This window comes from Hathewaya limosa (assembly GCF_030815255.1).
GTDB lineage: Bacteria > Bacillota > Clostridia > Clostridiales > Clostridiaceae > Hathewaya > Hathewaya limosa.
On the sequence record NZ_JAUSWN010000003.1, the window covers coordinates 126,903 to 147,102 of the forward strand.

Annotated in this window: 17 protein-coding genes and 1 other annotated feature; of the genes, 1 reads left to right on the forward strand and 16 read right to left on the reverse strand. The window is 26.5% G+C overall.

The features are described from left to right. The 5 genes from QOZ93_RS02905 to QOZ93_RS02930 all read right to left on the reverse strand — a co-directional run bounded on the left by QOZ93_RS02905 (position 1) and on the right by QOZ93_RS02930 (position 6,363). Entirely contained in the window at positions 1–1,365 is a 1,365-nt protein-coding gene (locus tag QOZ93_RS02905) for a S1 family serine peptidase (RefSeq protein WP_307355044.1), read from the reverse strand. Next, a complete protein-coding gene (locus tag QOZ93_RS02910) occupies positions 1,366–2,331 on the reverse strand; it encodes an MBL fold metallo-hydrolase (RefSeq protein WP_307355045.1) in 966 nt (321 codons plus the stop codon). A gap of 747 nt (positions 2,332–3,078) precedes the next feature. Beyond that, positions 3,079–5,736, reverse strand: a complete 2,658-nt coding sequence (locus QOZ93_RS02920; RefSeq protein WP_307355071.1) for a DEAD/DEAH box helicase family protein — start codon at positions 5,734–5,736, stop codon at positions 3,079–3,081. Then, complete coding sequence (locus tag QOZ93_RS02925; protein WP_307355046.1) at positions 5,729–6,103, reverse strand: HIT family protein; 375 nt, start codon at positions 6,101–6,103, stop codon at positions 5,729–5,731. Before QOZ93_RS02925 ends, QOZ93_RS02920 begins: the two co-directional genes overlap by 8 nt. A 50-nt stretch (positions 6,104–6,153) precedes the next feature. After that, positions 6,154–6,363 carry a hypothetical protein gene (locus QOZ93_RS02930; protein WP_307355047.1) on the reverse strand — a complete coding sequence of 70 codons (210 nt, stop codon included), beginning with the start codon at positions 6,361–6,363 and terminating at the stop codon, positions 6,154–6,156. 455 nt (positions 6,364–6,818) lie between these two features. On the opposite strand from QOZ93_RS02930, the gene QOZ93_RS02935 reads away from it, so the two are divergent. After that, positions 6,819–7,301, forward strand: coding sequence for a hypothetical protein (locus tag QOZ93_RS02935; protein WP_307355048.1), 483 nt, complete (start codon positions 6,819–6,821; stop codon positions 7,299–7,301). 268 nt (positions 7,302–7,569) lie between these two features. Here QOZ93_RS02935 and QOZ93_RS02940 read toward each other — a convergent pair whose 3' ends face one another. From QOZ93_RS02940 to QOZ93_RS02990, 11 genes are all read right to left on the reverse strand, one after another. Then, positions 7,570–8,508: an MFS transporter gene (locus QOZ93_RS02940; RefSeq protein ID WP_307355049.1), complete on the reverse strand. Its 939-nt coding sequence runs from the start codon at positions 8,506–8,508 to the stop codon at positions 7,570–7,572. 13 nt (positions 8,509–8,521) lie between these two features. Further along, positions 8,522–9,547: an amidohydrolase gene (locus tag QOZ93_RS02945; RefSeq protein WP_307355050.1), complete on the reverse strand. Its 1,026-nt coding sequence runs from the start codon at positions 9,545–9,547 to the stop codon at positions 8,522–8,524. Positions 9,548–10,070: 523 nt separating this feature from the next. Then, a complete protein-coding gene (locus QOZ93_RS02950; protein WP_307355051.1) occupies positions 10,071–12,758 on the reverse strand; it encodes a hypothetical protein in 2,688 nt (895 codons plus the stop codon). A gap of 356 nt (positions 12,759–13,114) precedes the next feature. Then, positions 13,115–14,404, reverse strand: coding sequence for an aspartate--tRNA(Asn) ligase (gene aspS / locus QOZ93_RS02955; protein ID WP_307355052.1), 1,290 nt, complete (start codon positions 14,402–14,404; stop codon positions 13,115–13,117). 159 nt (positions 14,405–14,563) lie between these two features. Further along, positions 14,564–14,790 (reverse strand) — a binding site (T-box leader). A 138-nt stretch (positions 14,791–14,928) separates the two neighbouring features. Continuing rightward, complete coding sequence (locus tag QOZ93_RS02960; protein ID WP_307355053.1) at positions 14,929–15,813, reverse strand: FtsZ/tubulin family protein; 885 nt, start codon at positions 15,811–15,813, stop codon at positions 14,929–14,931. Positions 15,814–16,018: 205 nt separating this feature from the next. After that, entirely contained in the window at positions 16,019–16,216 is a 198-nt protein-coding gene (locus tag QOZ93_RS02965; protein ID WP_307355054.1) for a GNAT family N-acetyltransferase, read from the reverse strand. 223 nt (positions 16,217–16,439) lie between these two features. Then, on the reverse strand, positions 16,440–16,562 hold the full coding sequence (locus tag QOZ93_RS02970) for a hypothetical protein (RefSeq protein ID WP_307355055.1): 123 nt from the start codon (positions 16,560–16,562) through the stop codon (positions 16,440–16,442). Positions 16,563–16,809: 247 nt separating this feature from the next. Further along, positions 16,810–17,439, reverse strand: coding sequence for a C39 family peptidase (locus QOZ93_RS02975; protein ID WP_307355056.1), 630 nt, complete (start codon positions 17,437–17,439; stop codon positions 16,810–16,812). A gap of 189 nt (positions 17,440–17,628) precedes the next feature. Next, positions 17,629–18,213, reverse strand: coding sequence for a thiamine phosphate synthase (locus QOZ93_RS02980; protein WP_307355057.1), 585 nt, complete (start codon positions 18,211–18,213; stop codon positions 17,629–17,631). After that, entirely contained in the window at positions 18,210–19,313 is a 1,104-nt protein-coding gene (gene thiH, locus QOZ93_RS02985) for a 2-iminoacetate synthase ThiH (RefSeq protein WP_307355058.1), read from the reverse strand. Before thiH ends, QOZ93_RS02980 begins: the two co-directional genes overlap by 4 nt. A gap of 117 nt (positions 19,314–19,430) precedes the next feature. Then, positions 19,431–20,198: a thiazole synthase gene (locus QOZ93_RS02990; RefSeq protein WP_307355060.1), complete on the reverse strand. Its 768-nt coding sequence runs from the start codon at positions 20,196–20,198 to the stop codon at positions 19,431–19,433. Positions 20,199–20,200 lie beyond the last annotated feature (2 nt).

Here is a 20,200-nt window from a genome sequence, read left to right on the forward strand (position 1 = left end):
TTAATTTGCAAGACTTTCTTTTATAAAATTAACCATATCTTCTAATGTATCATCATTAATATTTTCAATTAATGTATCAATTTCAATAATTGCTAACCCCTTAGGTTGATTAAGCCCTCTTTTTATATCAAATCCTCTATTTGATGTATATGATCCTTTTATATCTTTTATAATCTTTCTAAATCTTTCGGGATTACAATATTTATCCGAACCTTGGATTTTTTTCTTTGTTCCCCATAAAATTAAACTATTCTCATCTATTTTGTTATTTATAAGATAATCATTTTTCAAAGAATTAATAAAACTACTTAAAGTTACTTTATTTAACTTCAGTTCTCCATCACAACATACATACCTTACAGGTATAATTTTTCCTTCGTTCTCTATACTGGCTTTCTCAAATTCAATTGAAGTATTTAAATATTTGAGTATACATAGAATTATTAGTAAATAATTTCTAAAAGTTTGACATTGATGTGGACAATTACGATTTTCACATTCATTAGAAATTCCACAAAAATCACTTCTAATTACTTTTTCGAAATCATTCTCTATTAATTGTTTCATTATTTCATGCAACTCATCATTCTCTATTTCAACCCAAAAATTATCAAGAGTATCTTCCAAATTACCTACTACACTATTAGCCATAATAGGTATATCCCAACATTTTTCTTTACAAATTTCCACTATTAATTCAGATGACATACCAGCACAAGTATTTAAGTCAGCCCTTTCACCAAGACTATTGCTATTTATACCTAATAACAATAACTCTGAATTATCATTTAGTAATATACCAGCTCCAGAAAAACCTACTAATTGTTCATTGGCTTCATATGGATTAATTCCTACTGAGGGTGAAATTCCATAGGTAAATCGTTTCTCTTGCTTGTCTATATTCTCTAAAGTTACATTGGCAATTTTATTAGAAAAAATTAACGAACTCTCTTGAAATAGAATATCTGGAAATCCTCTAAAAATCATTTCTCTATTTTCTCCTAAATTTTCTATCGTTTGTAACTTATACGTATTCACAATTGCTTTATTAGCATCCTGCCTTTTACATCTAAGAACAGCAACATCTCCACTTGGTAATACTCCATTTTCTATTTTTTTATCTCTATAGCACGCTATATTATTATCTTCAATTCTAACATCGAATTCTTTTCCATTTTTATCTATATATTTAACTATTATATCTTTTTTGTCTAATACAACATGTGCTGCTGTAAATATGTATATATAATCCGAAGTTTTATCTGGTTCCCACCATATTCCGCTTCCTAATACTTCATTATCACATCCTGATATAACTCTTTCTATTCTAACTGAAAGATTTAACAGTTCATTTTCTATAATCATCTATATATTCTCCTCATTAGAAATTACTATTAGATTTCTTTCATTTATAACTAATCTTCCCGTATCAATATATTTTACCTTATCACTTTCATTAAAATAATTTGTGCTTCCCCACCAATTATAATTACAATATATCTCAGAACTTTCACAAGAATTTACTATCCTCGAAATAGTTTCTTTATGAATCTTACTTTTTTTACTTATAATAAATTTAGTTGCACCTAATTTTTTTATCAATTCACAATTTGTATTATATTTACTCCCATGATGAGCTATTTTCACCAAATCTATTTTGCACTCACTAAAGTATTTATTTAATCCTTCTATTACATCAGTAGCAACTGAATCACCTAAAAAAGCTATTTTTTTATTTTCATATTGAAAAATAAAAGATATTGATGCCTTATTCGTAGGTGTATTTTCTTCTTCATATTTATCTTCTAAATAAAGCGTTTCTAAATCCTTAGTCATAGAATTGCTTGAATTCAGCTTAAATTTATCAACTAATTTAGCTACTTCCAAAACATCATCTTTTTTAGGCGTAATAACCTTTAGTTCACCTCCATTAACTATCTCCTCATGTCCTTCATATATTGGACTTATTAAATCTATACCTTTCTCCTTAATCATTTCTACTAATTTTCCTACATTCTTTGGTGATAATAACTGATTAGCTCCATATACATTTATTCCCTCCCCATTTAACCACATTTTTCTTATTACTTCACAATCATTTTTAACTATATAGTTTTTGAATCCTAAAATATGATCATTATCTACATGAGTAAGAATTAATAGATTTACTTCCTCATTTTTTTTCTTTATCTCATCTATTATCTTTTTAAAACCACTCTCAAAAATTCCAGGCCCTGAATCAATTATAATATTAGCTTTCTCTATTCTTCCATATCTTAACCAAATACAATCTCCGTTATATGCTTTTTCGATTCTAATATCTATGCCCATCTTAATTCCCCCATATTTAATTTATTAGATTACGAGTTTTTAAGTTAATTTACATATTTCTTTTTTTGCATATAGTGACTCTTATGATATTGGGTAAGTGGATTCTGTTTATCATCATATGATTGACATTTTTTATTAAGTTTTGTTACTAATCTTTCATACTACTCAAATCTAAACATAAAAATATAAGTCCTTGAATAAAAAACATCATCTTTATATAAATCTAAAACTTGTTCAATAATTCAATTTCCTTTTCTAGATTTATAACTCATCCCTGTATAATAAAGTGATTTAGAAACACATAGTTACTAATGCTACGCTTATCCAACCAAATTCTATATCTAATTGAATTTAAACTTTATTTTATTATATTTAAACTTTCCATTATAGACACAATATACTTATAATTATACCATCATTGCCCATAATTTAAGACAAAAGATTGTAAATTTTCTCAATTTATTTTATTTTCCCCCAGCCTTCCCCATATAATCAAATTTGCATTCCGGTATCTCAAACACCACATGAAGCTTCTTTAAACCTATCATTAATAAAGCATTTCCTCTCTTTTTACTTGCAAGAAGTTCTTCTTCTGCATCTGTTAAATTATAGAGTTCTTGTGTTTCTTGTAGATTTCTGACATTTGTATCTATTATATGTGATAGAATTACTTACATTTTTTCTTAATAAAAAAAGAAAATCCACCTACAAAGGTGGATAAATGATTCATCTTTTCTTAATTATATTTTATTTACCATCTTTAAATCTATTTTTATAATATTGCTTAGTCCTATAATCTATAACATCTTTAAAATGTTCCTTAAAACTTGCATTATCTTTATATATTTTTAATTCCTCATTTAAACAAAATACATCTTTATTTATACTAAAAAAATCTCCATGAGTTTTATTTAAAAATTTTATAGGGTTATCCTTTGCAAGTTTTACATACTTATCTTTATTCCATGATTTAAAATCCTTAGTATTTTTATGTCGTAATAGATCTACACTATTTGAACCTTCATCATAGAATTCTTTAAATACATTATAAATATCATCATCACTTATGGAGAATTTTATATCTCCTTTATTATAGAATGCTAAAAGAACTGGAATTTTATATGTTTTACTCATGGAAGTAGTTTCTAGCATATTTATAAATTTATAAGCTAAGGAATCGTTTTCTAAAAACTTTTCCTCTTCTTTTAATTCATTTAATGATTTTAAAAAGTTTATATAGTCATTGAAAACATTAAATTTGCTTTTACTTCTCATGTTTTCATATACTGAATCATCAATATATGTAAAGAATTCTAATCTAGATGGTCTATGATTTAAATCATCTTTTATTCGATAAAACTCTTCCTTAATAATTTCTTGTAATTTTAATTGTTCTCTTTCTTGTTTTTTAAAAATGTCAATTAGTCTAAAATCAAAGTCAACAATACAGTCTTCTGGGTAATCTTGCGAATCTATATTGGTATTAGAAGTTTTATTAGTAGAGTTAGTACTAGTATTTACATTAGATTTTCCTGTTAAGAAAAATGGTATTAAATTAGCTTTTTTATAATTTCCTATAAAATCTAAGACATTTAAATAGTTTTTACCCTTAAACTTTCTTAATCCTCTTCCTAGTTGTTGTAAAAATACAGTTGGTGATTCTGTAGGTCTTAAAAACATAACTAAATCCACTGATGGAATATCTAGTCCTTCATTAAACATATCAACAGAAAAAATTATATTTATTTCACCTTTTGTTAGCTTGGTTATTGCCTCATTCCTATCCATCCAATAAGAATTATTTTCTTTTATAATTCCCTTATCTATATCATAATAATTAACTTTTTCTTCTTTTGATAGTTCTTTTTCCTGTATTATTTCTTTAAATTCTACTGTGTTTTTAATAGAAGTATCTTTATTAAAACTAGTACTTTTACTATATACAGCAGCAGCTTCTATTCCATGAGTGCTAAAATATTTTGCCATATATTCTGCATGATGTTTAGATGAACAAAAACCTAAAGCTCTTTCACTCTTATACTTTTCATAGTTTTTTAATATAAGTTCAGCTCTTTTACTTAATGTAAGTGCTTTTTCCAAGGCTTTTTCATTGTATTTTCCTTTTTTATATTCTATATCATTATAATTAACTGTATCATCATATATCCCATAATATCTAAAAGGAACTAACCAACCTTTATTTATCGCTTCTCTGAGTCTAACTTCATACACCGTATTATAATCACATAAAGAAAATACATCCTTATTATCAAGTCTTTCTGGAGTAGCCGTTAAACCTAATAAAAATTTAGGTTTAAAATAATCTAATATGTTTTTATAATTATTTGCTGTAGCATGATGAAATTCATCTATAACTATGTAATCAAAATAATCTTCTTTAAAATATTTTTCATTTAAGTATTCTTCTTTTCCTAAGGTTTGAACTAAAGCAAATATCATATCCTTGTTAATTTCTTTTGTATCGCTATAGAAAAATCCAGTAGAATCATTAGGTCGTACATTTTTAAAACTAGTAGCTGCTTGTTTTATAATTTCTTCTCTATGTGCTATGAAAAGAACTCTTTTAAATTTTCTGCTATCAAAGGCAGCCAAGTAGGTTTTTCCAACACCTGTTGCTGCAACTATTAAAGCTTTATCAAAGTTTTCTTCTCTTGACTTCTTTAGTTCGTATAAAGCTTCTATTTGTGCTCCTCTAGGTTCAAACATAGGAATAACAGAAGAGACTGTTTCATCATCTTCTATATTATTATTTAAAGAAGTTTTTTCAATATCTTTAAATACTTTAGGCCTTATCCAATTCTGAGAATATCTCTTTAGTTCATTTTCATCAACAATAATAGAATGATTTAAAAACAAATCTTCAAAAACCCCATAGAAATGATTAAAATCATCTTTATTTTTGTTTTTTATTATTTTATAATTCCACTCTATACCATAAGTCAAAGCTGAACATGACATATTAGAAGAGCCTATAAAAATCTCTCCATCATCTTCATAGTGAAATATATATGCTTTAGGATGAAAAGACTTATTTTTTACATTATAAAATCTTAAATCAACATGCTCTCCTAATATATCTTTTAACATATAAAGTGCTTGTGGTTGAGTTATATTTAAATAATTTCCCGTTAAAATTCTTATAGGAATTTTTTTATTTAATACTTCCTTTAGCTCATTTTTTAATAGTTTAACTCCTGATTCCATTAAAAATGATACTATAATATCAATACTTTTAGCTTTCTTAAATGAAACCTTCAATCTATTTAATAAGAAATCCTTATCTCCCGTTATACAATTATTATTAATAAACTTATTTTCATTAATTTCATCTAAACATACATCAGTTAATCTTTCCGAATTCAAAGTATCACTTCCTTTAGCCATCATATTCAACTAGTTGTCTTTTTAGTTTTCTTATACCACCACGAGGATTTTCTATATCCCCTTTATATCTAGGAATCAAATGTACATGTAAATGCATAATAGTTTGACCACCATCATAACCAACATTAACTCCAACATTGTATCCACTAGGAGTAAACTTGTTATCAACTATAGATTTAACTTCATGTAATAAGGAATAAATTGCAGTAACTTCTTCCTCTGATGCATCAAAGAAATTGTCAAAATGTCTTTTAGGAATTATAAGAGCATGGCCTTTATTTACTGGAAATTTATCAAAAATAGCAAATGCTAATTTATTTTCAGCTATATAATCTTTTTTATCATAATCACAAAATAAACAATTCATAAAAATCTCCTTCCCATTTCAAAATAATCTTTTAAGTCAGTAAAAAAATATTATCTTAATTTAACTATTAAACTTATAAGTAGATTATCTTTTTTATATTTATCTAAACTTGCCTTAAATGTACCAATTATATTACATACGAACTTTTCATTTAGTTTATTTATTCCATACTTTATATATCCTAACACCCCTACTGAAAATACGTAATATGAATCATTTTTACTTATATGAAGTTTTTCATTTAAATAAAAAACTATCATATTTAATCTTTATATTGTAAATTCATTATATCTTTAATTTTACTTATTTTCTATATAGTTTTTTATAGTAATTTCTAAAAGCTTAATAAGATTAGCAACTATCTTAAGGCACAATTCTTCAATTTGTACATATAAATATTTAACTTGTATCTTTTGCTTTCTTCTATTTTATATTAATACTTATATGAAATATTAAGTACTTTTTCAAGTTCTCTTATACTATTCATAACAGTTTTTAATATAAGCTATTATATATGTTTTTACTTATAAGTAGATAAAATATAAAATTTTAACTAGACAGTATGTATACTTTATGATATACTAGTATAGTTACATAAGAACGTGCTTTATAGCACAAAACCATTTTATCAATAAATTAAGATATTATTTGGCTCTTGTAATTTTTATTGCAAGAGTCTTTTATTTTTTTATGATAACAAAAATAAGGAGGAAAAATGGAAATTTTAATAGTATTTTTACTAAAACTGCTGGATAACACTTTGGGCACAATGAAAAATATATGTCTGACACGTGAAAAGTTCTTCTTTTCTAGCTTGCTAGCAGCTTTATCTACAACTGTATACATGATTGCTGTGGTAAGAATGGCAAAGTCAAACGATATATTGAGTATTATAGCAATATGTGTTGCAACATTTATTGGAACTCTGATTCCTGGGGTTGTATTCAAAAGGTCTGAAAAAGAGAAACTTTATATCTTTGATATCACAGCAGACAATATGTCCAATGGTGAAGAGTTTGTGGGTATTTTAAGAAACGCTAATATTACTACACAAACTACCATCGTCTATGACAATATGATGATAAAAACCCTTTCCATAAAGGCATACTGCGTTAATAAATCGGAGAGTACAATAGTGAATGGATTCATATACCCAACTTTCAAATACAATGTTTATTCACCAATGAGCTTAGATTAAATTTGTCATAATCAGTTCCTATTACTTTTATGTCTTCTTGAGTTAAATCAATTCTTTTTATCTCTATATTCATCAAAGTATTACTCACTCTTTATTAATAAAATCTAATGATTTTTTTATAATTTACAAACAAACTTTTTCAATTACATTTATAAAAATATTTATAAACAAAAAACTATCAAATATAGATCTAATTTTATATAATAAAGAAAGATATCCTATAAAGTATTTCATCTTCACAAGATATCTTTTTATATTAATCAAATTATTATTTTTGTTTATATATATTTTGTGCATTAGTTTCCTTTGTGAAAAAAGATGCTACAACGCTTATAGCTACTATTACTATTAATATAAAATATGCTTTTTCATAACCAACTAAAGGTGCAGTTTTATAAGTATCCAAAACCTTTCCCATAATAACTGGCACAATAGCTGCCCCTAAAAATCCTGCACAATTTACAACCCCTGTAGACATACCTGAAAATCTTCTATCATTTACTTCATTCCCTATTGTCCAACACATAGTAAAACCGGAAGACACAAAACCAAAGACAAACAAGAAAGGAATTAAAATATTTATAGGTATACCGACATATATAAGTAAAATCCAACATATTAAAGTTAAGGTTCCTACAATGGTTAAAGGTAATTTTCTACTTTTAAAGTGATCAGAAATTTGTCCTAATACTAAACAACTTATAAGAGATCCTACTATAGTCACTATTACATAATTTGCTGATTGAACATTAGTTAAGCTATACTTTGTTCTTAAAAAAGATACACCATAAGTTCCCATAAACACTGTATAAGAAGTAGATAATCCAAAGTAAGCAAGAGATATAATCCAAGTTCGTTTATTTGACAAAATTGATTTTAATGCTGGCATAACTTTAATATTAGATGGAACTGCAGGTCTATTTTCAAGTTCATCCATTCCAGGAAGACCCATATCTTTTGGATCATCTTTAACAAATATAAGAGTTAAAATTGTGAAGAACACCATTATAAATCCCATAAATATAAAAGTTTTTCTCCAACCAAAATTACCAGATACTATAGCAAGAGGTGTTTGTGCTAACATAGCACCTAGATTAGCGACAACTCCTGATAATCCAATCATTAATGCAAAGTTTTTTGAATAAAACCAACGAGATTGAATTTTTACTAAACATATAAATACAACGGATACTCCTATTCCTACCATAAAACGAGCTATATTAAGCGATAATTATATTAGGTGCCATACCAAAAATTATAGAACCTATAGCAGCTAAAACTGAAAATATAGATACTGTTTTTTTGGGACCCAATTTATCTGCAAGAACTCCTGAAGGTATTTGCATAATAAAGTAAGCATAAAAGTACATAGAACCAATATTAGCATATTCTGCTGCTCCAATTCCAAATTCATTTTGAAGAGCATTTTTAACAACTCCAACCCCCATACGATGAAATGTTACAAACACATATACAGAATTAATTTCATAAGCTTCTGCAATAGCTTTTGCATGTCTTTTAATGCTTTCATGAACAATTTCCCTAACTTTAGGATTAAAATATCTCATTGATATATCAAGACTTGTATATTTAGGAATTATATTAGCTTTAGTTCCTCCCATAAATTTTCCTACAGTAAGAATTATTGGCTCTTGGGGATCAATATTCTTTGTTGCTATTGCTTGTAATCCTGAAACGAAGGTACAAGCTGGGTAAATAGTATCCTTTGCAAGATGTGGTGAAGAGCCATGACCTGATACTCCTTTAAATTTTACATAAATAGTATCACAACCTGCCATTCTGTATCCTGGTTCTATGTTTATATATCCAGTTTCAAAAGTTTGCATACAATGTAACCCAAAACATGCATCTACATCAGTTATTTCTCCGGATTTTATTACTTGTTTTGCTCCATTAAATATTTCTTCTCCCTCTTGAAATATTAATTTAATAGTACCTTTTATCTCATCCTTCATTTCAATAAGTATTTTTGCAGCACCAAGTAACATTGCTGTATGAGCATCATGACCACAGGCATGCATTAATCCTTCATTTTTTGAAGAAAACTCCACACAAGACTCCTCTTTGATTGGAAGTGCATCTAAATCTGCTCTTAAAGCTATTATCTTCCCTTGTTTATTTCCCTTGATAGTAGCAACTATAGAAGTATTCCCTACTTTTTTATAGGGTATTTCCATTTTATCTAATTCTTCTATAACCCTTTTTTGAGTTTCAAATTCTTGCACAAAATCCTTTTCTCAAGAATACGTTTTTTCCCGCTTCTCGTATCTCTTTTTTTCTTATCCTTGGTGGTAACCCTTGCTTAACCAATAAATAATCTCCTTTCGTTAAGCCACGATACCGTCGTTTAAAATTATTATAGCATTATTGATATTGATTTTTAATTAAAACAATCAAATATTACTTTAACTGTAAAATATTACTTTTACTTAATTGAATTATGGTCAAGATTTTAAGGGCTTTTTTAAAATATTAATTTATTACGTAATTAATTTTGGTATTCTAAAAATAAGTATGTAAAAGTGGGCGTTGTTAGCTAAAATGATTATTGTATATTTGATGTGTTAAACAAAGTTTCTTATAAAGAGTAAAATAGATAAGTAGAAAACTTACGAAAATCTTAATAATAAAAAAGTATATCAGCTAAAACATAAATATTTGCTAATATACCTTTTAAAATTATAAAGATATAGCTAGCAAAACTAAAAGGTTTTACTAGCTATATTATTTTATAACTTATTTATATAATTATTTCACTACTTCTACAGTAGTACCTAAATTATCAGCTATTTTTTGAGTTAAAGTAACTTTTGAATTTGATTCGTCTAAAGTAATATTAAAGATTCTTGAAATATTACTTTGTGATTTAAAAGCAGTTTCTATAGATTTTGCTATTTTTTGAGTACTATCTCCTTTTGATACATTAATTGTAACAGTTCCTATGTTAATATTTAGTATATAACCTTTAACATTTAGAATTAATGTTTGATCTTCACCAGCTTGTCTAGTTACCATTACTTCACATTTTTCTTTAACTTCCGATTGTCCAACATCTCCCTTAGTATCATCGTATTGAACAAAACTAATTTCGCTACTTCCTACAGCTAAATTATCAACATTATCTTTAATTTGTTTAGATATAAGTCTTACACTTGCGCTTTTTTCTTGTACCATCGCATAACCTACTCCTGATGTCCAAGCTGAATCATTTTCAAATGCATTAATAATTCTGTCCTGTATTTTACTTGAAGTATCACCTTTTAAGATCTTAATATTTTTTCCTGCAATTGTAATAGTTTGATCTTCAGCAATCCTAGAATTAGTCATTTTGAATACTAAAAAGCTTTTTTGATAAGATACTCCTTTTTCTCTAATTGCTTTATTCAATAGAACACTTTTTATTCCAACTTCTTTATTTTGTTCTTCTTGTTTTTGAATTTCTTTTTTTGTTTTTTCAGTGTCTAACTTTTGTGATTCTTCTTGTTCCTTTACAAATTTGTTAAGCTTCTCTTCACTTTTATCTTTTTTTTCTTTTACATGTGTATATAAAGTGCTTAAATTATCATCTTCTTCATTTTCTTTTTGTTGCTTTTTTGATTCTTCAGTTTTTCTTTGCTGTTCTGCAATTTTATTAGCTTCAGCTTCTTTTTCAGCTTTTATTTTTGCTTCTTGCTCAAGTTGTTGTTTTTTTAATTCTTCGGCTTTTCTTTGTTGTTCTGATATTTTTTTAGCATTTTCTTTTTCAACTTCTACAGTAGTACCTAAATTATCAGCTATTTTTTGAGTTAAAGTAACTTTTGAATTTGACTCATCTAAAGTAATGTTAAAGATTCTTGAGATATTACTATGTGCTTTAAAAGCGGCTTCTATGGATTTTGCTATTTTTTGAGTACTATCTCCTTTTGGTACATTAATTGTAACAGTCCCTATATTAATATTTAGTATATAACCTTTAACTGTTAGTGTTAATGTTTGATCTTCACTAGCTTGTCTAGTTACCATTACTTCACATTTTTCTTTAACTTCTGATTGTCCAAGATCTCCCTTAGTATCATCGTATTGAACAAAACTAATTTCACTACTTCCTACAGTTAAGTTATCAACATTATCTTTAATTTGTTTAGATACAAGTCCCACACTTGCACTTTTTTCTTGTACTAATAAATAACCTCTATTAGCTTCCCAATTTGAATCATTTTCAAATTCTTTAATAATTCTATCTTTTATTTTACTTGAAGTATCACCTTTTAAAATATTAACTGTTTTTCCTGCAATAGTGATAGTTTGATCTTTAGTAATTTTAGCATTAACCATTTTAAATACTAAGAAACTCTTTTGGTAAGAAACTCCTCTTCTTTGAATTCCTTTATTTAATAAATTACTTTTTATTCCAACTTCTTTGTTTTGTTCTTCTTGCTTTTGAATTTCATTTTGAGTTTTTTCAACATTTAACTTTTCTTCTTCTTTTTTTTCTTTTATTAATTTATTAAGTTTTTCTTCTTCTTTATTTTGTTTTTCTTTTACATATTTAAATAAACTACTTAAATTATCATTTTCTTCAGATTGTTTTCTTTCATCAGCTTCTTTTTGAGAATTTTCTTTTGGTAGTTTTTCTGCTTTTTCATCATTAACCTTATAAGTTGTTACTTCTTTAGTTAACTTGTCAATATCAGCATTTTCAGTTGAGTTTGTCCAATAAATTGCAGCTTCAAGCATTTTGTTTTTATCAGCTTTAGATTCTTTTAATATGCTTGTTAATTTTTCTGCATTTGCACAATTTTTAATTTGTTTAATTTCTTCGTTACTTAATTTTTTTTCAACTATTTGAGAATATTTATCAACTAATTCTTTTGTTCCAGTTATCTTGGTAAAAATTTGATCACTATAAGTATCAACAAAGTTCTTAACTGTATTATTATATTTTACTTTACTTAGATCATTTAATTCTTCTTCAATTACTTCTAGGGCATCACTATTAGCAACATTTAATTTATTTACATTTTGAATTAATCTTTCAATCTTTTTTTGTTGAACTCTATCTAAATCAGATGACCATGTTCTTTTATATTGATCTTCTATTACATCCTTAACTAATTCTCTTCCACTATTTATATCATCTTGCTTATTAGTATTTTTTGATTTTTCTATAGAATTAACGATTTCTACAAAAATAGGATGTTGTACTGTATCTACTTGTTTTGAAAATTCCCCAATTGCCCAATCTAATGATTTAGGTAATTTACCAATGGCTTCTCTAGCTTCTTTTATAGATGATTGAGTTTTTTCATTTAAACTTTTCATAGTTGCAGTATAGGCATTTTTATATAACTCATTTATGTTGGTAGACTTATTAGTTGTCGAACTAGCAAAAACTGTAGAAGCTGTACCCGTCGTTAATGTTAATGCTATTAATGTACTTAAAAATCTTTTTCTCATTTTTTATTCTCCTTTTTATAAAAATTTTTACTTTTTATTTAATTACTTCTTATTAAGATAATTTTAATGTATCGTTTACATCTTATTCAATCTTTTTTCATATATTTAACGTGTTATTAACATATTCTTAACAAGATTATGTGTAAATATTTAACACAATTAAATATTGCTTTATTAGTGGAAAGTTATGTCTATATATATATAGTATATTTTTACAATAAAGTATCTAAAAGTACATAATAAAACATCTTGAATTTATGACGTAAAAAATACTAATTATCATTTATATTAATTGCAAAAGGTTTACTAAATAAAAATGCACCTAAACTTTTAAATTTAGGTGCTAAATAAATTTTTTATGGAATTAATCTTTTTCTATCCCTTGTAATTAGCGTTGCTTCTCTTACATTTTTAAGATCTAAAATTCTTGCTGTAAGTCTTTCTAGACCCATACCTAATCCTCCATGCTTAGGCATCCCATACTTAAATATTTCTAAATAACTTTCATAGTTATTAGGATTAAGACCTTTATATTTCATGTTTTCTACTAATTCATCATAGTTATGGATTCTTTGTCCACCAGTAGTAATTTCTATTCCTTTGAACAATAAATCAAAACTATGTGTTCCAGTGTTTCCACAAGGCATTGTATACATTGGTCTTTTAACTCTAGGATAATTAGTTATAAATATAAAATCACTATTAAATTTTTCTTTTGCATATTTACATATAAGTTTTTCAGCATCAGGATCTAAATCTTCTTCTAAATCATCTTTATTATATTTTTCTTTTAATATATTTAAAGCATCTTTAAACTGAATCTTAGGAATTTCATCATTTATTGTAGGTAAAGATACTTCTAATAAATCCAAATATTTTTGTCCTTTAACTTTTAGTACTTGAAGTATATATATTAATAATTTTTCTTCTAAGTTCATGATATCCTGTTCATCTTCTATAAAGCCCATTTCCAAATCCAAACTTACATATTCATTAAGATGTCTATTAGTATTATGTTCCTCGGCTCTATAGGCATGACCTATTTCAAAAACTCTTTCAAATCCTGCTGCTACCATCATTTGTTTATAAAACTGAGGACTTTGTGCAAGATAAGCTTTATTTTCAAAATAGTTTACTTCAAAAAGATCTGTTCCACCTTCTGCCCCTTCTTTCACAAGTTTAGGAGTATAAATTTCCATAAACCCTTCTTTATTTAGAAAATATCTAAAAGCTTCTACTATTAAATTTTGTATTTTAAAAATACTATTTATTTTACAATGTCTTAGACTTAAAAATCTATTATTAAGCATTGTGTCTAAATTAACATCTAAGTTTTCTTTATTTAATTCTATTGGAAGTTCATGTTTAACTTCATTTATAATATCTAAACTTTCTACTTGCACTTCAAAAAGATTTAATTTATTACAACTTTCTTTAACAATGCCACAAATAGACACAACAGATTCTAAACTTATTTTAGTTAAGTCAGCTTCATTATTATTAACTATACACTGAATTAACCCACTTCTATCTCTAAGAATTACAAAGGTTATAGACTTTAGCTTTCTTATTTTGTAAATCCATCCTTGAATACATACTTTTTTATTTAAATAGTTTTTAAGTTCACATATTAATATTCTATTCATTTTTATTACCTCCAAAAATAAAACCCCTTGAGTCATTTATAACTCAAGGGGCAAAATATTTCGCGGTACCACCCTTTTTAATAATGTTTAAGAAATTAGAATATATACCTTTTACAAAATGAGCTCTTTTTTTGTAAATAAAAAAAGTCTCCTCTCCTTTTTAGGAGTGAAGACTTGTATGTTCACGGTACCATCCTAATTTAACAATGCATTAATACACTATTATCTCAAGTCCCTATAACGGAGGAAACCCGATTTATCCTACTACATATTTCAGATAAATATCTCAGGAATGTCTTTCAATATTACGTTTCTCATAGGCTCTCACCAACCCTACTCGCTTTGGATACTCTGTATATATTTACTCTTTCCTTCTAAGAATTTAATCTTATTGATTACTAATCATACTACTAAATTATTGTATTGTCAAACAATTTTTTATTATTTATCAATTAATTTTTCAACATTACATATTAATTTAAATTGATAGAAATACTTTACTTTTCAAATTTAACTTCAAAACATTATTTTATTCCAATTACACTTATAAACAGATCATCTTTTCTATCTTTTTCTAAGGTTGCTTTAAAAGTTACGCTTACGTTACATTCTAACTTTTCATTGATTTTATTTAATACTTCATCTATATAACTTATCTTCATATCTTCAGGAACACATATAGAAACTAAGAATTTAGCATATGTAGTAAGTTCAGGATTTGGAATAAAGATCGAATCTATTGCTGTTTCTAATTTTTCTTGACCCATACCATAACCCATAGATATATATCCTAATCCCCCTTCTGAAAATACATTATATAAGTCTTTTTTATTTATACGTATTGCTCCATTTGCCTCAAAGAACTTTATTAATTGTTGAATACAAAATAAAGGATATGACTCATAAAACTCCACACCTTTTTCATCTATGAGAGGAGCTTTAATACTGGCTGCTATCTTTTCTAGTTCTAGAGGAATTACAGTATCCATTACTCTTATTAGTCCATGTATTTCTTTTTTTAATCTTATTTGTTCAGTTTTATCTTGAAAAGTTGGTACTAAAACTACACCAATTAATAAGATCCCCTTTTTTCTAGCTGTTTTTGCTATTGATCTCATATTTCTAAAAGAATTTTCATCTTTTAAATCCCCTATAATAATAGCTATATCTAAATCCTTAAAAACTTCATCTAACTCTTCTATATTTTTTTTATCATGTTTCTTATAAATTGTTAGATTTTTTACTAAACTTTCTTCTTTTATAAAAAATTTTATATAATATTTAAAAAAGCTACCATTTTTGATATTTATATAATTATATTTTTCAATTTTATGTTGTGCTATATTTTCTATAATTCTATTTGGGATTTCTCCACAAGACAAAATTTTAATATTAGCTAAATTTTTCATTTCCTCACTCCATAAATGTTGTTTTGTGTAATTGTAAAACTTAATATTTTTCCGCAACAAAAACCTCTTCTTAAATAACCTAACTTTATTATATATTTAATTTTGCTTATTTTCTATATAGTTTTTCCAAATTAATTCCAAAAAACTAAAAAAAGAAAAGTATATTAGTTAAATAACAATTTTTCACTAATACACTTATTTAAAATCATATAAAATAGCTAACAACAATTTCCTTAGACTTTATCTTAAATCCTAAACTTTCTGCTAATTTAATTGAATATGTATTTTTTTCATCTACTAAATAAATTGGTAAAACATTATTTTCAATACACCAATTTAATATGCCAGTTGTAACCTGTTTCCCATATCCTCTATTTCTATATTGTTCGTTCGTATAAACCATATTTTCTTGGATGTTCTAAGGTCATTCGATACATATTTTTAATGCTATAATTTTGCAAATTATGATCACAAAATTTTTTTATATTTATAGAAAGTTCATCAGTATTAAGAGTTTTAAAAGATTTTGTATATTTTTTAAAAGCATTATATAAACTAGGAGATATAGAAAAAATGTTATTCCCTTTTAGATTAGTTATTATCAGTTTATATAAAAAAATCATTGTTTAAGGGTATATCTCTTTGTATACATGGAAAAACTGTTTTTTTGCTTTAATTTCTTTTTCAGATATACCTAAATAATTAAAATAATAATTATTAAATTTTCTATTGTAATCTACAGTTTCCAAGTATAATACCTCCTAAAATAATTCTATTTGTATAATATTATATCTTATAATTTTCAGAAAAACATAAATATAAACTTTATAAAAATAAAAATTTTAAAAACATTATGTCGCAATTAACAACTTCAAATTAATTTTAATACTATAACTTTTATTTAAAAACTACTTTAAGTCCCTTGGATTTTGTAATGTATCTTATATTATCTCTTGGAATTGTAACTCCTTTAATGGTTATTATTCCATTTATTCATTACCTTTTATCAAAAATCCAAAATGGCTTTCCAGCCTCTCCACCATTAGTAGAACTTTCATTAAAAATTATATCTGAATCCCATTCTTTTTTAGAATTTAGAATGCTATTAGGATCATACATTAAAATCTTACCTTTTTTAGTTATTCCTCTTAAAACTATAAAATGTCCTCCAGATGCAATTTTACCTTTATCTACACTTACAATAATTACTTTTCCTTCTTGTAAGGATTTTAATATTTTATCTGTATCTTTTCTACTTACATTTTCTACATTTAACCCAAATGCTTGTCCACCTTTAATCATTAAGGACCAATATGAACCATTTCCCTCAGCTCTATGCCCATTTTCTACTGACCAGTCTGCAATGATTTTAGGATTTATATCTTTTCTTCCTGTTATCCCTGATATAATCATAGCTAAACAAGTTGGTCCACAGCCTGCATTTTTTATAGTATCTGTTTTACCATATAACTTCTTTCCCCATCTTACATCCTTTTGATTATAATAAGGAATTTTCTCATTCCCTCTAGGATATTTTATAAGACAATTTTGTATTGCCAATATACTTCCTACAATTAGAACAATTATTAATAAAAAACCAACTTTTATAAACGACTTTTTCTTCACAGTCATTCCCCCCTAAAACAAAAAATATCTAGTAAATTTACTAAGTTCACTAGATATTTTATACTATTTAATCTATCTATTTCAATAATTTTCTATGTTTTCATAATCATATTGACTAATACGATCTTCCTTAATTTATAAATAACAAACTATAATGTGCAGTTTTTAATTAGTATATTACAGCTATTCTCAATCATTTCTATTAATACTTTTAACTAATTTTCCAATACTTTCACATTGAAAAAATGCAGACATTAGTGCCACTCCATTTGCACCAGCTTTTATTACGTGGCCCGCATTATATGCTGTAATTCCTCCTAATGCAATTATAGGACATGTTATATTTTCCTTTAATTCTTTTATAAAGTTAAGACCTTTAGGTTGTAATCCTTCTTTACATTTTGTATGAAAAATATGTGATGCTAAAATATAACTACATCCTAGATTATTAGCTTTAATTCCTTCTTCCACAGTATGAACTGATACCCCTATATTTTTTATGGAGTTATCTTTTAAGTTTATAAAATCTTTAAAAGAAAGATGAATAGTATTTTCTTTCACTTCTTTAAATACCTGTATTTTAGAGTTTATGATTATATTAGTATTAGGGTTTACTATATTTCTCACCTTATAATATAGCTTCTTAAAATCTTCATTTGATAGATCCTTTTCTCTTAGAATTATATTGTTTACTCCGGCTAATGAAGCTTCTTTTAAGATTTGAAAATACCTTTCTTCACTAACTAAATGTCTATTAGTAATTAAATAAATCAAAATCTTTCCCAATCCTTAAATATTGGTTGAAACCCTGCTTGTATTATCATATTTTTTACCTCTTCAACTGTTCCCTCATCATTTATTGTAAATTGAGAAGTTCCTTTGGAATTTAAAGCATGTCCTCCCACTTCTGTAGATACTCCAGCACTAATTTTTGTTATTCCTAGTGGAATTAGATGTCTTCGCATTTCATGATCTTCTCTTGTGGATATATTAATTCCGCTTTGTTGTGCAAATATTTTATAAGCAAGCATAATTTGTACTGTTCTTTTATCATCTACTGTGTTTAATTCTCGTAATCCTCCTGCACAAGGTCTTATTCTTGGTACGGAATAAACCACATCTATATGAGGATATTTTTTTCTTAGATATTCTCCATGAAGTGCTGTAAAAAAAGCATCTTTTCTAAAGTCGGCAAGTCCTAATAATGCTCCAATGCTTAAACTTCTCATGCCAGCTTTAGCTCCTCTTTCTGGGGCATCTAATCTAAACTTATAATTCTTTTTAGGACCTGCTAGATGAACTTTATCATAAACCTTTTCATCATATGTTTCTTGATATACAGTAAGTCCATCGGCACCTGCTTGTACTGCTTTTTTATAATCTTCCTCACTTAATGGTTGTACTTCTAAAGTGATTGATGGAAAATACTCTTTCATTGTTTTTATGGCATCTACTATGTAGCTAGTAGGTGAATGTACTGGACTTTCTCCTGTTAATAAAATAATGTGTTTAAATCCCTGTTTTGATACTGCCTCTGACTCCATTTTAATTTCTTCCATAGTAAGTTTTTTTCTGCATATAGAATTTTCAAGATTATAACCACAGTATGCACATTTATTTACACAATAATTTGCTATATAAATAGGTGTATAAAGTAATACAGTTCTTCCAAAATGCTTTAATGATAATTCCCTGGCCTTTACTGCCATTTCTTCTAGAGCTTCCTCTGCTTTAGGTGATAATAAATTTAGTAGGTCTTCATAACTTGGATTTACTTCATTAATACTTCTTAAAACATCATCAAGCTCTACCTTTTCCCAATATTCAGTAAAATTAAAGTTTCTAAATTTCTCTACTGTATTATAAAAACTCATTTTTATCTCCTCGATTTTATCTTAATATAATTCCTAATTTAAGATTTATATATTTAAATCAAATCTATTAATTTCTATTTAATTTTAAAATTACGTATATATCTATATTATTATCTATTATCCTAGAAAACCTGTTAATGGTGATGATGCGTTTCCTTTATTTGATACCTTACCAAACTTAGATAAATAGGCAAGACGTCCACCTTCTACAGCTAAACTAAAAGCTTTTGCCATATTCCCTGGATTCTTTGAAGATGCTATAGCTGTATTTACTAAACAGGCAGCAGCACCCATTTCCATAGCTTCCATAGCCTGTGAAGGTTTTCCTATTCCTGCGTCAACTATAATAGGAATATCAAGTTCATCTATCATAATTTGAATAAGTTCCTTAGTCATTACCCCTTTATTACTTCCTATTGGGGCACCTAAAGGCATAACTGCAGCAGCACCAGCTTCTATTAATCTTCTTCCTGCATATAAATCTGGACACATATATGGAAATACTTGAAATCCTTCCTTTGCTAAAATCTCAGTAGCTTTTATAGTTTCCTCATTATCTGGAAGTAAATATTTAGAATCTGAAATAACCTCAATTTTAATCCAGTTACCACACCCCATGGCTTTAGCTATTCTTGCTATTCGTACTGCTTCCTCTGCATTAGTTGCTCCTGATGTATTAGGAAGTAAAATCACATCTTTAGGTATATTAGATAAGATATCTTCCTCTTTATTATCTAAATCTATTCTTCTTATTGCTAAAGTTACAACCTGTGAATTACTTTTCTCTAAAACATCTTTTACAAGTTTGTTTGAAGGATATTTGCCTGTCCCTACAAATAATCTACTATTTAATTCTTTTCCACCTATTTTTAATATATCTCCCATAA

Coding starts and splice junctions, on each gene's coding strand:
- QOZ93_RS02910 (WP_307355045.1), bottom strand. CDS start 2,331: ATGGGCATAGATATTAGAATCGAAAAAGCATATAACGGAGATTGTATT.
- QOZ93_RS02905 (WP_307355044.1), bottom strand. CDS start 1,365: ATGATTATAGAAAATGAACTGTTAAATCTTTCAGTTAGAATAGAAAGA.
- QOZ93_RS02935 (WP_307355048.1), top strand. CDS start 6,819: ATGGAAATTTTAATAGTATTTTTACTAAAACTGCTGGATAACACTTTG.
- QOZ93_RS02920 (WP_307355071.1), bottom strand. CDS start 5,736: ATGGCTAAAGGAAGTGATACTTTGAATTCGGAAAGATTAACTGATGTA.
- QOZ93_RS02940 (WP_307355049.1), bottom strand. CDS start 8,508: ATGGTAGGAATAGGAGTATCCGTTGTATTTATATGTTTAGTAAAAATT.
- QOZ93_RS02930 (WP_307355047.1), bottom strand. CDS start 6,363: ATGATAGTTTTTTATTTAAATGAAAAACTTCATATAAGTAAAAATGAT.
- QOZ93_RS02965 (WP_307355054.1), bottom strand. CDS start 16,216: ATGGTTTATACGAACGAACAATATAGAAATAGAGGATATGGGAAACAG.
- QOZ93_RS02925 (WP_307355046.1), bottom strand. CDS start 6,103: ATGAATTGTTTATTTTGTGATTATGATAAAAAAGATTATATAGCTGAA.
- QOZ93_RS02950 (WP_307355051.1), bottom strand. CDS start 12,758: ATGAGAAAAAGATTTTTAAGTACATTAATAGCATTAACATTAACGACG.
- aspS (WP_307355052.1), bottom strand. CDS start 14,404: ATGAATAGAATATTAATATGTGAACTTAAAAACTATTTAAATAAAAAA.
- QOZ93_RS02960 (WP_307355053.1), bottom strand. CDS start 15,813: ATGAAAAATTTAGCTAATATTAAAATTTTGTCTTGTGGAGAAATCCCA.
- thiH (WP_307355058.1), bottom strand. CDS start 19,313: ATGAGTTTTTATAATACAGTAGAGAAATTTAGAAACTTTAATTTTACT.
- QOZ93_RS02990 (WP_307355060.1), bottom strand. CDS start 20,198: ATGGGAGATATATTAAAAATAGGTGGAAAAGAATTAAATAGTAGATTA.